Raw genomic sequence first — 14,498 nt, 5'->3', positions numbered from 1 at the left:
CTTTTAATATATTTTATATCTTTCATGTATGCCGCTAGCATCGGTGGGCTGCTGCTTTTTAAGGCAGCCGAGCCCTCACTGATACCGAGCGGAACTGAAAGCCATGAGAACAAGAAAGACTCTGCTTCACCTTGCTGTCGTCTATGCGCTGTTTGCTTCATCCAGCGCCCTAGCGGCCAACACTGCCGAACTGCCTTGCCGCACCACTGCCGAATGCGCTGAGCAGGCGCGCAAGATCGGCGCGACGGTGGACAAATCGGCGCTCAAGGGCGGCGCCTACGAAAGCCAGTTCTCCTGGTTGAACCGCATCAACAAGGCGTCGATCGTCATGTTGACCGAGGAGCGCATCGTTTCCGCTCCTCAGGGACGACGCATCGCCGGTGGCGTGCAGCATGTGATCGATCAGGCTGCTCAGCCCGACGGCAAGAGTCCCAGTGACGTGCTGCAGGTCGAGCAGATCATGATCGACAAGGTCGGTCCTGAAGCCTCGCTGATTCACTCCGGGCGCAGCCGCCAGGACATGTACGCCACCTATCGCCTGGCCGTGCTGCGTGCCCAGGTGCTGGATTACAGCGATGCGCTCAATTCGTCGCGCGCCCGTCTGTTGAAGATCGCCGGCGACAACATCGATACCCTGATCCCGGCCTACACCAATGGTGTGCAGGCCATGCCGATCAGCTACGCGCACTACCTGCTGGCATTCGAAGCGGCTTTCGAGCGCGATGCGCAGCGCATTCATGAACTCTATGCACGCCTGAACCTGAGCCCGATGGGCACCGCGGTGCTGGCCAACTCCGGCTGGCCGCTGAACCGCGAACGTCTGGCCACGCTGCTGGGCTTCGACGGCGTGCGCGAGAACTCGCTGGATTCCAGCCAGGTATCGACCTTCGACATCCCGCTGGAAGCGGCAGGCATCGCTTCGTCTTCGGCGATTCGCGTTGGTGCGTTGATCGGCGATATCCATACCCAGTACCACCAGACCCGCCCCTGGCTGCTGCTCGAGGAAGGCTCGACCTACACCAGCAGCGCCATGCCGCAGAAGCGCAATCCCGGCCTGCTGATGCGCACCCGTGAGTCGGCCTCCGATGTGGTTGGTCTGGCGGGTGCTACCACTATTCGCGCGCACAACGTCACCACCGGCATGACCGACTACAAGGCTGCGTTCGAGGACTTGGGCCTGTTCAAATCGGCCACCGATATGTTCGAGCGCCTGGACATGGTGCTTGACGCGCTGGTGATCAATCCCGAGCGCGCCATGGAAGAGCTCGACGCCGACTGGACGACCTCGATGGAACTGGCCGATACGCTCGAACGCGAGCACAAGGTGCCGTTTCGCATCGGCCACAGCTTCGCTTCGCTGATCGTTGGTCAGGCGCGTGATCAAGGCTTGTTGCCGAAGGAGTTCCCTTACGCCGACGCGCAGAAGCTCTATACCAAGGCTGCGCAGAAGTACAGCTGGAAGGATCAGCGCCTGCCGCTGAGCGATAGTGCCTTCCGCGCCACCCTGTCGCCGCGCACCATGGTCGAGACGCGCAAGGGCACTGGCGGCCCGCAACCTGCCGAGGTCAAGCGCATGCTGGCCGAGGCCGGCAAGCGTTTGCAGGCGGACAAAAGCTGGATGGGCGAGCGTCGACAGCAACTGATCAAGGCGGACGAGGTGCTGGACAAGGCCTTCGCCAAGCTCTTGCCCGCCTCGCGCTGACCTCGGGTGGCGAGGCCTTGCGGGCTTCGCTGCTCATTTTCTTCAGGAGCGTGAAAGATGGACCGCGCGCGCCGCTACGCCTTACTGCTCTGCTCGGTCGTCATGGCCTGCATGGCATTCGGTGATGCGGTGGCGCGTCGTTCCGACTCCAGCGTTCCGGTTGAAGCAGGGGCGCAGCTCGTGCGGCTCGACGCTGCTGCTGACAGCTTCGCCCTTGTATTGGTGGCCAACGCCGATCTGTACAACCTGCCGAGAGGTATTCGACGCGTAGTCGTGCTTGTCGAGGGCGACTCGAACTCCAGCGAGTCGCAACTGGATGGGCAAGGCGATACGTTGATCCTCGTGCCGCAGTTCAGCGTCGCCGATGGCCGCAAGCGACCTGTGGATCTGCCCGTATGGCACAGCGAGCAGGCCTGGGTTGAGGGTGAGGTGTCGAGTGAAGGGCATGTCGGGCTATCGGCATTCACGGTACTCGATGCATTGGTGAGTTACCTGGGGCGCAGCAGCCATTTTCCGCAATTGCAGGAGGTGGTTTTCGTCGGTCGTGGCACGACGGCCGACCTGGTTGCGCAGCATCGCTTGCGCCCACAGGTAGCCACTTCTTTTCACGTTCGGCACGTGAGTACGCGACTGACTCGGTACTGATCTCAGCCCAGCATCTCCCGCAATTTCTGTTTGTCCACCTTGCCATCCCAATGGGCGATGACCACGCAGGCTACGCAGTTGCCCAGTACGTTGGTCACCGACCGACATTTCATCAGACGCTCTACGCCGATCAGGATGCCGATGCTCTCCAGCGGCAGGATATTCAGCACGCTGAGCGTCGCGGTGAGCGTGACGAAGGCCGAACCGGCGACGCTGGTCGAGCCCAGTGAGGTCAACAGGCAGACCAGCAGGATGGTGCCCAGTTGCAGGACGTCCAGTTCGACGTGAGCCAGTTGTGCGAGAAACACGACGGCCACCGCCAGGTAGAGGTTCGAGCCGTTGAGATTGAAGCTGTAGCCGGCGGTGAGCGTCAGGCGTACGGTCTGGCTGTCGCAACCGGCTGCCTCCAGTTTATCGATCAGACGCGGCAGGGCAGCGACCGAAGAGCCTGTCGCGGCCACCAATAGCAGCTCTTCCTTGACGTAACCGATCAGCCGCCACAATCGACAACCCGCCAGGCGCAGGGCGATGGCCGGTACCAGCAGCAGGTAAACCAGGCAGGCCACATAGGCCGCTACCACGAACTTGGCCAGCGGCAGCGCCGCTTCCAGCCCGTACTTGCCGATGATGAAGGCGATGGCGCCGAACGCCGCCAGTGGAGCGAAGCTGACGATCACTTGCATGGCGCGAAATACCAGCTTCACCGCCTTATCGAGCCGCTGCGTCAGGCGTTGCCCCGGTGCGCCACTGCGACCGAGCAGCAGGCCGCAGATCACGGCAACCAGCAGCACCTTGAGGATGAAACTCTGTTCGAGCGAATCGAGCAGCAGGCCCGGAAGTTGAGAGAAGAATGGGCCACTTGTAGTTTCAATCGTTGCCCAGTCGCTACCCATGTGATGCAGGCCGCCGCCTGGGTGCAAGAGCAGGGCGACGAGCAAGCCGGTCAGCAGTGACAGCAGTGACATCAGCTGCCAGTAACCGACTGCCTTGAGACCCAGGCGCGCAGTGGCGCGGTAGTCGCTGAGGGCGGCGACGCTGGAGCAAACCAGGACGAACATCACTACCGGCGCGCACAGACCAATTGCGGAGATGAACAGGTCGCTGAGCGGCTTCATCTCTACCGCCAGATCAGGCCACCAGACACCCAGAAGGGCGCCGAGAACCAGTGCCAACAGAAGCAGGGCAATGCCTGTTCGAGAATGCCTAAAGATCATTGGAGCCTGTTTTATTCTTGTTCGTCGTCGTGGCGTCGAGGCCGCGCGTGAGTGTTCATCCTACCCCATCGGCACGTGGATTCGGTATCGTGTGCCGGCCTGATCAACCTTCTAAGGGCCTGCATGGAACTTCGTCATCTGCGCTACTTCGTCATGGTTGCCGAAGAAAAGCATTTCACCCGCGCTGCGGCCCGCCTGAACATGCAGCAGCCGCCGTTGAGCCAGCAGATCCGGGCGCTGGAGCAGGAGCTTGGTTTCGACCTGTTCATCCGCCATGCCAAGGGCGTCGACCTCACCGTCGGTGGCGAGGTGTTCCTGCGCGAGGCGCGCGATATTCTCCAGCGGGTATCGCAGGGCGCATTGAAGGCTGCGCGCACGGCCAAAGGCATCGAGGGGCGCCTGAGCGTCGGTTTCACCAGTTCGGCGGCCTCGCATCCGCTGATTCCACGGATCATCCGGCGCTATCGGGATCTGTATCCGGGTGTCGATATCGGCCTCAACGAGGGTAATGCCCAGGAGCTGACTGACGATGTCAGCGGCGGCGATGTGGATGTCGGCATCCTGCGGGCGCCAGTCAACAACCCTCAGGGCGTCGCCTATCACCGTCTGCTCAACGAAGAGCTGGTGCTCACCTTGCCGGTCGGGCATCGGCTGCTGGCGGGCAAGGGCGCGGTTTCGCTGAAGGATCTGGCTGGCGAACCGTTGATTCTGGTGCGCCGCCCCGGTGCACCGGGGATGTACGCCAATTTCCTGCAAGCCTGTCGCAACGCTGGGTTCGAGCCGCATGTGGCCTTCGAGGTGGAGCGCATGCTGACCAACGTCAGCCTGGTGGCTGCTGGTGCCGGGGTTTCGGTGGTGCCGGCATCGATGCGTGGCTTCCACGAGCACAGCGTGGCTTATCGCTCGATTCGTGATGCCAAGCCGCGCCTGGTCGCGCCGATCACCTTGGTCTGCCGCGAGTTGCACCAGTCACCGCAGGTGGCCAACTTCATCGCCCTGGCCCGCGAGTTGGGCAGCGAGTACCGCAAGGAGCCGCACTAAGAACCTGTTCACGATCTCGCGAGCTAGAGCTAGGCAAGGCGAAGTCAGGCGAAAAAGCGCAGTTTACGAGTTGTAAATGAGCATTTTGACGGGGGCGCCCAGCTCGGGCTGGCGTTCCAGGCTGGTTTCAACGCAGCATGGCTGACGCGCAGCAGATCGTGAGCAGGTTCTGAGGGCTCAGCGTGTGCTAAGGCATTGCCAGTCCTCCTGAGTATCGACGTCCTGCAGCACACCAGGGTCGTCCAGTTCGACGATATGCACGACTTCGGCGTTCTGCTGCAGCACCGGCTTGGCGCCAGCATCGCCGCTCAGCGTCGCGAGTTGTGGCCAGAAATCGCGGCCGAACAGCACCGGATGGCCGCGTTTGCCCTGATAGCTGGGCAGTACGATGTTGTTCGCGCTGGAGTGGGCGATCAGGGTTTCCAGGCTGTCCCGATGTATCGACGGCATATCGGCGAGAAAGATCGCCACGGCATCAGCGTTGGATTCGGCCAGTAGACGCTCGGCACCTGCCGCTAGGCTGTGGCCCATGCCCTCGGCTGTTAGCGGATGCTGGACGAGCTTGATGCTGACGGGTAATCCCAGCTCCGCGATAGACTCATCCGGGCGCAACACCAGCCAGATTTCTTCGAGCATCGAGCAGGGCAGTGCCAAGCTGGCGTTGAGCAACGAGCGGCCGTCGCCAAGTAGCAGGCGGCGCTTGTCGGTGCCGAAGCGGCGGCTGTAGCCGGCCGCCAGCATCAGCGCGGCGACCTTCTGGACTGGGCGCTCGCTGGCCATGTTCAGCCGGCCAACCCCGCCGCCCTGGCGCGCGCGGCGTGCAGCTTTTTGTAGCTGTCGATCAGGCGCAGGTGCTTGTCCAGGCCTTCGAGTTTCATGCTGGTCGGCGTCAGGCCATGGAAGCGCACGCTGCCGTCCACCGAGCCGATCACCGCGTCCATGCGCTCGCTGCCGAACATGCGCCGCAGGTTGTGCTCGTAGTTGGCCAGCTCCAGCTCGTCGTCCAGCTGGATCTCCAGCACGGCGTTGACCGCCTGGTAGAACAGGCCGCGCTCGACGGTGTTGTCGTTGTACTGCAGGAAGGCCTCGACCAGTTCCTTGGCGTCGTCGTATTTCTTCAGCGCCAGGTTGATCAGCAGCTTCAGCTCGAGAATGGTCAACTGGCCCCACACCGTGTTGTCGTCGAACTCGACACCGATCAGCGTGGTGATGTCGGTGTAGTCGTCGACCCCGGCGTTGTTGAGGTTGCGCAGCAGCGACTTGAGTTCGCGGTCGCTGAGGCTGTGCAGGTTGAGGATGTCCTTGCGAAACAGCAGCGCCTTGTTGGTGTTGTCCCAGATCAGATCCTCGACCGGGTAGATCTCCGAGTAGCCCGGCACCAGGATGCGGCAGGCGTTGGCGCCGAGGTCGTCGTAGGTGGCGACGTAGACCTCCTTGCCCATGTCCTCGAGGATGCCGAACAGGGTCGCGGCTTCTTGCTCATTCGAGTCGCTGCCTTTGCCGGAGAAGTCCCACTCGACGAACTCGAAGTCCGGCGTGGCGCCGAAGAAGCGCCACGATACCACGCCGCTGGAGTCGATGAAGTGCTCGACGAAGTTGTTCGGCTCGGTCAGCGCCAGGCTGTCGAAGGTCGGCTGCGGCAGGTCGTTGAGGCCTTCGAAGCTGCGGCCCTGCAGCAGTTCGGTGAGGCTGCGCTCCAGCGCCACTTCCAGGCTCGGGTGCGCGCCGAAGGAGGCGAACACGCCACCGGTGCGCGGGTTCATCAGGGTCACGCACATCACCGGAAATTCACCGCCGAGCGAGGCATCCTTCACCAGCACCGGGAAGCCTTGTTCTTCCAGGCCTTTAATACCGGCGACGATGCCCGGGTACTTGGCCAGAACGTCCTGGGGAACGTCCGGTAGGCACAGCTCGCCTTCGAGGATTTCGCGTTTCACCGCCCGCTCGAAGATCTCCGACAGGCACTGCACCTTGGCCTCGGCCAGGGTGTTGCCGGCGCTCATGCCGTTGGACAGGTACAGGTTTTCGATCAGGTTGGACGGGAAATACACCGTCTCGCCATCGCTTTTACGCACGAACGGCAGCGAGCAGATGCCGCGCAGGGTGTTGCCCGAGTTGGTGTCGTACAGGTGCGAGCCACGCAGTTCGCCGTCCGGGTTGTAGATGGCCAGGCAATGCTCGTCGAGAATCTCTTCTGGCAGCGCGTCCTTCGGGCCCGGCTTGAACCAGCGCTCGTTCGGGTAATGGACGAACTCGGCATTGGCGATGTCCTCGCCCCAGAACTGGTCGTTGTAGAAGAAGTTGCAGTTCAGCCGCTCGATGAACTCGCCCAGGGCCGAGGCCAGGGCGCTCTCCTTGGTCGCCCCTTTGCCGTTGGTGAAGCACAGGTTCGACTGCGCGTCGCGGATATGCAGCGACCAGACGTTGGGCACGATGTTGCGCCAGGAGGCGATCTCGATCTTCATCCCGAGATCCGCGAGGATGCCCGACATGTTGGCGATGGTCTGCTCCAGCGGCAGATCCTTGCCCGGAATGTAGGTGGTGGTGTCACTCATCGGCATCAGCAGCGCTTGGGCATCGGCGTCGAGGTTTTCCACTTCCTCGATGATGAACTCGGGGCCCTGCTGCACCACCTTCTTCACGGTGCAGCGGTCGATGGAACGCAGGATGCCCTGACGGTCCTTCTCGGAGATATCGGCGGGCAGCTCGACCTGAATCTTGAAGATCTGCGCGTAGCGGTTCTCCGGGTCGACGATGTTGTTCTGGGACAGGCGAATGTTCTCGGTGGGGATGTCCCGCGTCTGGCAGTACAGCTTGACGAAGTACGCCGCGCACAGCGCCGAGGAGGCCAGGAAATAGTCGAACGGCCCCGGCGCCGAGCCATCGCCCTTGTAGCGAATCGGCTGATCGGCGATCACCGTGAAGTCATCGAACTTGGCTTCGAGGCGGAGGTTGTCGAGAAAGTTGACCTTGATTTCCATGGAGCGGCACCGGCAAGCGAAACAAAATGGCCGCCATTATCCGGGTTTTCGGCGGCCTGTCTTGCTCGCTGGTTGCCGATGAAAGCTCGTCGGACCAGCGGCCTCCATGGCGCAGGCCCGAACAGCTGCTCAGCTTTCGGCTTCGGCGGGGTTAGTGGTGCCGATGGAGGTTTAGCTCGGCCATTGCCGCAGCAGGGTTTCGACGAACTGTTCGGCTGCCGGTGACAGTGAAGAACCACGGCGGCGCACCAGACCCAGAGTACGGCTGATTACCGGATCGACCAGCGGCCGGCTGACCAGAATCGGATGAGCCTCGGCCGGCATGATGGAGCCGGTATTTCTTGGGGGGCATGTGTCGGTATGTGTGGGTCTCTGTGTGTAAGCCGACACAGATTTAATACCCCTGACAGACCGCTGTGGCGCGTTTTCAAACCGGAAAAGCGACGGAAAACGTTTTGTCGGTTGTTGAGGTAGAGGCGACAGCCGCGGATGGGCTCCGCGGGCAGGGAGGCTGTCACTATGGCCTGAGCCAGTTCAAGCTGATCGCCCGACCAGGATACTTCGAGCCGATCTGGACGCTGATCCGCGACGATGTGCGCGTCGATCTGCCTGTTGATTCCCTGCTCGATGAAACCGAGTACAAGCGCTATCACAAGACGGCGCGTGGCTTCTCCGGCAAGAACGTGGAACTGTTCCTGGGAAACTTCGTAAGCCTGCTGGCACGGGAGCGAGTGGGCGCTAGAAGGGCATTTCATCGGCTCAAGGATTGGGAGTGCTGGCCGGTGATCCGCGACCACTATGCCGCCAAAGGCATGGATGAGGACGCACTCTACAAACACATCAAAGGCATCCTGGAAGAACGCTACGTCCGGTGGGGGCGTGCCGTCTGATGGCTATCGATCAGCTACCGGATGGCCGCTGGAAAGTCGACGTGGAGCCCATCAAGGGCAAGCGCTTCCGCAAGACGTTCAAGACCAAGGGCGAAGCCCAGCGCTTCGAAGCATCCTGCAGGGCCAAGGTTGTCGAGAACCCGGATTGGTCGCCCAGGCCAAAAGACCGTCGCACGCTCGCCGAGCTGGTTGGCTTCTGGTTCGATCTTCACGGGCATTCCCTGCGCGATGGTGAGCGCCGCCGTAGCAAGCTCGATGCTCTGGCCAAGCGCCTGCGCAATCCCCAGGGCGCCAAGCTCGACCCGCAAACCTACGCCCAGGATCGCCGGATCAGGCTAGGGGAGGGCGCCTCGCCCAAGACGCTGAACAACGAGCTGGGCTACCTGCGTGCCGTCTACAACGAGCTACGTGGTTTGGGTGTGATCGACTACACCAACCCGCTCGCGTTGGTGAAGCCGCTCAAGGTGCAGGAACGGGAGTTGTCCTGGCTGACCACTGACCAGATAGCCGAGCTACTGGAAGAGATCCGGCGCGGCTGCGATAACCCGCACGTCGAGATAATCGCGCTGATCTGCTTGGCCACCGGTGCTCGATGGTCAGAGGCTGAGAAGCTGAAACCGACCGGCCTGCGTAATGGCGTGATTACCTTCAGCGGAACCAAGAACGGCAAGGTTCGTTCGGTGCCGATCACTGCAGAGCTGGAAGCCAAGATCGTCAGGCACTGGAAGCAACACGGCCAGCCAAACTCCGCTATCACCTCGTTCCGCCGCGCCCTGGCCAGGACGACCATCCGCCTACCGAAAGGCCAGGCCGCTCACTCCCTGCGCCACACCTTCGCCAGCCACTTCATCCAGAACGGCGGGAACATCCTCACCCTGCAGAAAATCCTGGGTCACTCCAGCCTGGCCATGACCATGCGCTATGCGCACCTGGCGCCGGATCATCTGCAGGATGCGATACGCTTTGGCCCGCTATGCAACGTAAGCTCTTAGTGGCTTCTCATCGCCACTTGTTCTCGTAAGCCCCGTTTGCATACCTTTTGATGTAGCTGTTGAGCCCGTTTCCTAATCGGGCCAGGCGCTGCATCTCCGCAACGCTAGCTGCTCCGGCACTCCGTGTCGTGTAGAGGTATTTCATGCCGGTGCTGAACTGAACGGTGATCGAGTCTTGTCCGATTTCAAACGCGACAACTCCTGAATCACCATCTAGGTCTTTGTAAATTTCCATTCGCGCATCCTTTCATAGGTCGTGATCTGATGTTGCTATGCCAGCATAGCCTGCATCCGTGATCGTGCTCCTAGTCAAAAGGTCGCATGGATATTCCTGTTCGACAGGTTTTCGACACCCCAAAGAAAAACCCCTGACTTTTTCTAGGAAAATCAGGGGTTTATTTGGTGGGCCGGGGTAATCTGAAATGATTCTCTATCCTTTTGATTTTAAAGAAAAAATCTCGGTTAAAATTGTTCATGGAATACATTTTGGAATACCAAGCTTAGCCCTTTGGGTTCCAGCAGCAGGCACTGAGGTCTTTGGTCGGGATGACAGTGCTTGCCCTCGAGACAAAAGTCCCGCATCGGGTCATTCGACGCGGGGCTTCATTTGAGGTTAAGGGCTCAGTACTCCGAAGGTTACTCTTTCCCGAACTCTTTCTCGTGGGCTTCAGAGATCAACCTATCCAGCGCTATGCACTCCGGTACTGCCCAGTGCTCTGCCAGCTTTTTAAGCCGCGGGTGATTCTCGAGCAAAATGTCGAGGTTCTTAGCCTTCCTGCCCTTGTTGGCAGTTTTCAGCTTGGACTCTTTCCCCTTTAGGCTCTTGATGAAGTCTCGTTTCGAGACGCCTTCCTCAGCGAGTTGGTCAAAGATCTCCAGAAAATCTTGATGCTTGCTGGGAGCACGCACAACGTTAAAGCGGTCTGGGTATTTTTCACAAAGAGCAGCCCATGCCAGCTCCCGGCGCTCTTTGCCGTGCACCTTATCATCAAGCCACTTAAGGTGGTGATCCGTTTTAAGGTTCTGGTCCCACTGTGTTTTGAGCTCCTCCAAGTGCGCAATCTTTGCACTGAGATCAGCGTCCATAAAGTCGAATATCGCTTGGGTGAGTTGCGGTCCAGAAATATTAGGGAGTCGCTTTATCTGGTAGCGATCAAAAGGCGTGATCTTGTTCTTAATCCACCTGGACGTGCGCGGTCCAATGGCCCAGGTCAATTTTTCTGGCTGAACTGCTCGGCGGTTGAACTCACGCAATATTTCTTCTGCAAGGGCACTCGCGATTGTATGGCTGGTGAGAACATCCAGCATGAAGCTCTCGATGTCGTCGAGAGTGCTTTCTTTTGTTCCGAAATTAAATTCTTCAAATTTTGCGTCTTCTTTAAATTTCAAGAAGAGCCAGGCGAAGTTGAAAAGGCGCATGTTGCTAGTGCGAGCCTTAAACAAATCTTCAAGATAGTTATCTTGGCGGTTGGCGGCGGCCTCGTATTCTTCGTTATCGAAGACTATTCCTTTTCCCGCCTGTTCCAGAGATTCCTCCTTAGTACTGGAAAGAATAGCTGTAAGCTTTTTTACTGCTTTATGTACTGAGTCGTCACGGCTCATAGGGTGATCCTCGTTAGCTTCTACGTTAAACCTAGGGCGATCCTAGGTAGCTTCTAGGGGGTAGCCAGAAAAGCTTTTCAGCCTGAGACCCACGCGAAAACGCAGGAAAAAGGCCTAACGCAGCAGTCGATCAGGCTGTTAGAGGCTCATGCAGTGGCTGCGGAGCTCAAGCGCTATCGATTTGCACATGCCTTCCCTTCGGCAAAGAGGGAAAGGCATGGAATGCCTGAGGTACGGGGATGGTGGTCTTGTTTTCTGCGAAAACTGCACCAGCGCTACGAAGCGTAGTTGCTGGTGTGACGTTCCAGGCCCAACTCTGAGTGGCGGGTGCCGCACGCTGAGACTCAGATGTGCGGCGCGACAGAATATAAGCCAGCCGGCGACGGCTGTCTAGCTAGGTGCTCTGGGGGCGGGCGCCGGTATTTTTTTACAACGCTTGGTAATCCTCTGAACGTAATACAGGAGCTCGTTCATGAGGATCATCCGTCTTAAAGAAGTCACCCACCTAACCGGCCTTGCTAGGTCGACCGTCTATAAATATCTCGCAGAAGGGAAGTTCCCAAAATCTGTTTCGCTAGGCCATAGGTCAATCGGATTTCTCGAGAGCGAAATTCAAGAATGGATTATGGCCCGTATCAAAGAGCGAGATATGGCGGGCTAGTACTTCAAAGGTATGGCATACAGGCTGCGACCTATAAATGGTCGCAGCCTGTATGCCGGTGAAGAAGGTTGCCTCAGGTAACTCCCCTGACTTTGGTTTTGAGAAATCCCTTGGTTTTCGGGGAGGTTTTTATTTTGGGTTCCCTGCCGGTCGGTGCGTTGCTGAGCTGTTGTATGCTTGTTCTAATTATATATCAATCAACTAGAGCCTAATACACCATGGCAGGTAATCGTCGTAACTAACTACTGCAGCACTGAGAGAAGCTGTTGCTGATCACACAGCAACAGCCCAGAAAGCGTTAAACGGTAAAAAAAGACAGACATGGCACCTGTTATGTAAACACAACAAAGGTGCCAAGCCATGAACCATCCACACGCATCGAAAACCCTCTCGCAATCCGATATCGCACTCCAGGTTGAAGATCTGGTTGAAGCTTTGGAACACAGCGATGGGCCCGTGCAGTCGCTTACTGCGAATGGCACGGTCAAACGTACCAAGCTCACTCGTTACTTCGAGAACATCGGTCAGATGCTTGAGTTGGTCAGTCATAGCGATGATTACCACTACGGACCGTACCTGCGACTGTTTCAACGAGCGTGTTACGACGTCGGCGTGGAACACAGTCTGTTGGCAGGGATCATTTCCTTCGATGAAGCAACGTCACAGTACCGTGACTACAGCGATACGCTAAACCGCCTGGCTGAGCGTATCCGTCTACTGACTCGTGAGCGTATCTACCGTCGTCGTAGGGATGACGCAAGGTATCAGGAACGCCAGCAGTCGCGCGAAGTAGCTGAATACGTTGACCAGGTACTGGATCGCTATGCCACGACCCTGGTGATCAGGGTCAACCTGTACTACCGCTCCGCTGCTAAGGCGAGGCTGAGGGTGGAGCATGTGTTTGCGGATTTGCACCGACTGATTCGGGCGCGTGAGCGCAATCCGATCTTCGACCATGAGACTGGTTACATCTGCCGTGTAGAGCAGGGAAAGCGTCGTGGGTACCACATCCATGCGGCCTTTTTCTTCAATGGCGCTATGGTGCGTGGCGATATCTACAAAGCGCAGCAGATCGGTGCCCTGTGGGAGCAGATCACCCGTAGTAGGGGGAGCTACGACAGCTGCAATCACAACAAAGCCCAGTACGGTGATAAATGCGGTATCGGGATGATTCACCGTCGTGACGAGCGGACTCGTGGCAATGTGCATCGTACGATGAGCTATCTGGTCAAGCGGTTTCAGCGACTTAGATTACGTCCGAAGGGGGCGAAGTGCTTGCGTAAGGGGCAACCTGTACTCCGGTAGCTTGGTATTGGTACGCCGCTAGCCCTATTCCCTGGGAAGGTGTGCTCGGTGGTGTGGAGATACGGTTGAGGCGGGCGTCAGCGTTTGACCGGAATAGGCTCCTCGAAGGGGCTGCTCCCTTGGTCTACTTAGCCGCTCGCCTGCTCGCCCTTCGAGCTCGTCAATTTAGCGCTGCTGACTCAGCGACCCGATAATCCGGCATTCCTCGATTACCCCACCATGGCAGCAGGACAGCAAGTGCTGCAGTTCGTTCTCCAGCCCCTGTAGGTCGTGGATGCGCAATCTCACCTGCTCCAACTGCTCGGCCACCTTGGCATCCACCGAGGCGCATGACGCTTGGCGGTGGTCGGAAAAAACCAGCAACTGACGGATGTCGTTAAGACTGAAGCCCAAGGCGCGGCTGCGACGAATGAACAGCAGTCGATCACGTTCCTCCGCTGTGTACTGGCGGTAGCCGGAAGCGTTGCGCGAAACCATGGGCAGCAGGCCCAATTGCTCGTAGTAGCGAATGGTTACCGCCTTGGTATCGGTTAGGCGCGCCAGTTGGCCCACAGTGAAGTTCGTCGTACTCATGGCACTTGACCTTATAGTCGCTATAACCCTCATTCTAACGACAAGATCGAGCGAACGAGGTACGGATCATGGACAGCTGCTGCGAAAACAAGGCCGGCGAACTGGCCCAGCTGCGCGCTAAACAGAGCCGAGTGCTCTATATCGTCCTGGCCGTCAACGTCGTCATGTTCCTGGTGGAGTTCATCGCCGGTTGGATCGCCAACTCAACGGCGCTGCTCGGTGACTCGCTGGACATGTTCGGCGACGCGTCGGTGTATGCCCTTACGCTGTTCGTCATGCACCGCAGTGTTCGAGCCCGCGCCGGAGCCGCGCTGTTCAAAGGCGGGTTCATGCTGTTGTTCGGCGTGCTGGTGGTAGCCGATGCTCTGCGCAAACTGATACTGCAGGAAGTGCCGTCTGCCGATCTGATGGGTGTCATCGGCACACTCGCACTGATCGCCAATGGCTACTGCTTCGCGCTGCTCTACAGCCATCGCTCCGATGACCTGAACATGCGTTCGACCTGGCTCTGCTCGCGTAACGACTTGCTGGCCAACAGCAGCGTGATTATCGCAGCAGGCATGGTCGCGCTGACAGGCAGCTTGTGGCCGGACATCCTCGTCGGCCTGGCCATCGCCGCATTGTTCCTGCACTCCGCCGGGCAGATCATCCGCGAGGCTTGGATAGAGTGGCGAGCCAGCGCGCCTGAGCCGCAGCAATGCCCACAGCCGTTGCTGGGTATCACCGAACCGACCGCTACGCCAGTCCAGTTTGAGCCGGCCAAGAGTTGCTGCGCGGGTGAGGCTCAGACAGCGAAGAAGGACACCTGCTGCGAACAGCCCCGAGCCGCCAGCACGCCGGTGAAGGGCTGCTGCTCGCCTAAGCAACAGGACTAGAAACTCATAACAACAAG

Annotated in this window: 13 protein-coding genes and 2 pseudogenes; 8 read left to right on the top strand and 7 right to left on the bottom strand. The window is 59.0% G+C overall.

The annotated features are described in order from the left end of the window. The first annotated feature begins 103 nt into the window (after window positions 1–103). Window positions 104–1,702: an argininosuccinate lyase gene (locus tag ACNFCJ_RS09150; protein ID WP_416770916.1), complete on the top strand. Its 1,599-nt coding sequence runs from the start codon at window positions 104–106 to the stop codon at window positions 1,700–1,702. A gap of 57 nt (window positions 1,703–1,759) precedes the next feature. Continuing rightward, complete coding sequence (locus ACNFCJ_RS09145) at window positions 1,760–2,347, top strand: hypothetical protein (protein WP_416770914.1); 588 nt, start codon at window positions 1,760–1,762, stop codon at window positions 2,345–2,347. A 2-nt stretch (window positions 2,348–2,349) separates the two neighbouring features. Here ACNFCJ_RS09145 and ACNFCJ_RS09140 read toward each other — a convergent pair whose 3' ends face one another. Next, the gene (locus ACNFCJ_RS09140; protein ID WP_416770912.1) at window positions 2,350–3,561 is read right to left on the bottom strand and encodes a cation:dicarboxylate symporter family transporter; all 1,212 of its coding nucleotides are present in this window, start codon (window positions 3,559–3,561) and stop codon (window positions 2,350–2,352) included. A 123-nt stretch (window positions 3,562–3,684) separates the two neighbouring features. On the opposite strand from ACNFCJ_RS09140, the gene ACNFCJ_RS09135 reads away from it, so the two are divergent. Then, a complete protein-coding gene (locus ACNFCJ_RS09135; RefSeq protein ID WP_416770910.1) occupies window positions 3,685–4,602 on the top strand; it encodes a LysR family transcriptional regulator in 918 nt (305 codons plus the stop codon). Window positions 4,603–4,779: 177 nt separating this feature from the next. Here the strand turns inward: ACNFCJ_RS09135 and ACNFCJ_RS09130 are convergent, their stop codons facing one another. From ACNFCJ_RS09130 to ACNFCJ_RS09120, 3 genes and pseudogenes are all read right to left on the bottom strand, one after another. After that, window positions 4,780–5,382, bottom strand: a complete 603-nt coding sequence (locus ACNFCJ_RS09130) for a nucleotidyltransferase family protein (protein ID WP_416770909.1) — start codon at window positions 5,380–5,382, stop codon at window positions 4,780–4,782. A 2-nt stretch (window positions 5,383–5,384) separates the two neighbouring features. Further along, on the bottom strand, window positions 5,385–7,583 hold the full coding sequence (locus ACNFCJ_RS09125; protein ID WP_416770907.1) for an OsmC domain/YcaO domain-containing protein: 2,199 nt from the start codon (window positions 7,581–7,583) through the stop codon (window positions 5,385–5,387). 171 nt (window positions 7,584–7,754) lie between these two features. Further along, window positions 7,755–7,907: pseudogene (locus ACNFCJ_RS09120) on the bottom strand (LysR substrate-binding domain-containing protein); the annotation flags it as partial. Between the two features lie 188 nt (window positions 7,908–8,095). Between ACNFCJ_RS09120 and ACNFCJ_RS09115 the strand changes: the two are divergent. Together ACNFCJ_RS09115 and ACNFCJ_RS09110 are read left to right on the top strand one after the other, a co-directional pair. After that, a pseudogene (locus tag ACNFCJ_RS09115) lies at window positions 8,096–8,473 on the top strand (hypothetical protein); the annotation flags it as partial. Continuing rightward, window positions 8,473–9,465, top strand: coding sequence for a tyrosine-type recombinase/integrase (locus ACNFCJ_RS09110; protein WP_416770905.1), 993 nt, complete (start codon window positions 8,473–8,475; stop codon window positions 9,463–9,465). The pseudogene ACNFCJ_RS09115 and the gene ACNFCJ_RS09110, both read left to right, overlap by 1 nt. A 7-nt stretch (window positions 9,466–9,472) precedes the next feature. On the opposite strand, the gene ACNFCJ_RS09105 is transcribed toward ACNFCJ_RS09110, so the two are convergent. Then, a complete protein-coding gene (locus tag ACNFCJ_RS09105; RefSeq protein WP_416770904.1) occupies window positions 9,473–9,700 on the bottom strand; it encodes a hypothetical protein in 228 nt (75 codons plus the stop codon). A 401-nt stretch (window positions 9,701–10,101) separates the two neighbouring features. After that, window positions 10,102–11,067, bottom strand: coding sequence for a hypothetical protein (locus ACNFCJ_RS09100; RefSeq protein ID WP_416770903.1), 966 nt, complete (start codon window positions 11,065–11,067; stop codon window positions 10,102–10,104). A gap of 472 nt (window positions 11,068–11,539) precedes the next feature. Between ACNFCJ_RS09100 and ACNFCJ_RS09095 the strand changes: the two genes are divergently transcribed. Both ACNFCJ_RS09095 and ACNFCJ_RS09090 read left to right on the top strand, forming a co-directional pair. Then, window positions 11,540–11,728 (top strand): helix-turn-helix transcriptional regulator, encoded by a 189-nt coding sequence (locus tag ACNFCJ_RS09095; protein ID WP_003241473.1) that lies wholly within the window; start codon window positions 11,540–11,542, stop codon window positions 11,726–11,728. A 360-nt stretch (window positions 11,729–12,088) separates the two neighbouring features. Further along, window positions 12,089–13,033, top strand: coding sequence for a YagK/YfjJ domain-containing protein (locus ACNFCJ_RS09090; RefSeq protein ID WP_416770902.1), 945 nt, complete (start codon window positions 12,089–12,091; stop codon window positions 13,031–13,033). A gap of 165 nt (window positions 13,034–13,198) precedes the next feature. On the opposite strand, the gene ACNFCJ_RS09085 is transcribed toward ACNFCJ_RS09090, so the two are convergent. Then, window positions 13,199–13,606, bottom strand: a complete 408-nt coding sequence (locus tag ACNFCJ_RS09085) for a MerR family transcriptional regulator (protein ID WP_074941506.1) — start codon at window positions 13,604–13,606, stop codon at window positions 13,199–13,201. 68 nt (window positions 13,607–13,674) lie between these two features. Between ACNFCJ_RS09085 and ACNFCJ_RS09080 the strand changes: the two genes are divergently transcribed. Beyond that, a complete protein-coding gene (locus ACNFCJ_RS09080) occupies window positions 13,675–14,481 on the top strand; it encodes a cation transporter (protein WP_074941505.1) in 807 nt (268 codons plus the stop codon). Window positions 14,482–14,498: the final 17 nt, after the last annotated feature.

The organism is Pseudomonas sp. NY15364 (genome assembly GCF_048068235.1).
Taxonomy (GTDB): domain Bacteria; phylum Pseudomonadota; class Gammaproteobacteria; order Pseudomonadales; family Pseudomonadaceae; genus Aquipseudomonas; species Aquipseudomonas mendocina_D.
This window is presented reverse-complemented; position numbering and strand designations above follow the sequence as displayed.

Bases quoted from the DNA above. Each gene is read 5' to 3' on its own strand.
- ACNFCJ_RS09130 (WP_416770909.1), bottom strand. From the start codon at position 5,382: ATGGCCAGCGAGCGCCCAGTCCAGAAGGTCGCCGCGCTGATGCTGGCG.
- ACNFCJ_RS09105 (WP_416770904.1), bottom strand. From the start codon at position 9,700: ATGGAAATTTACAAAGACCTAGATGGTGATTCAGGAGTTGTCGCGTTT.
- ACNFCJ_RS09140 (WP_416770912.1), bottom strand. From the start codon at position 3,561: ATGATCTTTAGGCATTCTCGAACAGGCATTGCCCTGCTTCTGTTGGCA.
- ACNFCJ_RS09100 (WP_416770903.1), bottom strand. From the start codon at position 11,067: ATGAGCCGTGACGACTCAGTACATAAAGCAGTAAAAAAGCTTACAGCT.
- ACNFCJ_RS09110 (WP_416770905.1), top strand. From the start codon at position 8,473: ATGGCTATCGATCAGCTACCGGATGGCCGCTGGAAAGTCGACGTGGAG.
- ACNFCJ_RS09085 (WP_074941506.1), bottom strand. From the start codon at position 13,606: ATGAGTACGACGAACTTCACTGTGGGCCAACTGGCGCGCCTAACCGAT.
- ACNFCJ_RS09125 (WP_416770907.1), bottom strand. From the start codon at position 7,583: ATGGAAATCAAGGTCAACTTTCTCGACAACCTCCGCCTCGAAGCCAAG.
- ACNFCJ_RS09095 (WP_003241473.1), top strand. From the start codon at position 11,540: ATGAGGATCATCCGTCTTAAAGAAGTCACCCACCTAACCGGCCTTGCT.
- ACNFCJ_RS09135 (WP_416770910.1), top strand. From the start codon at position 3,685: ATGGAACTTCGTCATCTGCGCTACTTCGTCATGGTTGCCGAAGAAAAG.
- ACNFCJ_RS09145 (WP_416770914.1), top strand. From the start codon at position 1,760: ATGGACCGCGCGCGCCGCTACGCCTTACTGCTCTGCTCGGTCGTCATG.
- ACNFCJ_RS09090 (WP_416770902.1), top strand. From the start codon at position 12,089: ATGAACCATCCACACGCATCGAAAACCCTCTCGCAATCCGATATCGCA.
- ACNFCJ_RS09080 (WP_074941505.1), top strand. From the start codon at position 13,675: ATGGACAGCTGCTGCGAAAACAAGGCCGGCGAACTGGCCCAGCTGCGC.
- ACNFCJ_RS09150 (WP_416770916.1), top strand. From the start codon at position 104: ATGAGAACAAGAAAGACTCTGCTTCACCTTGCTGTCGTCTATGCGCTG.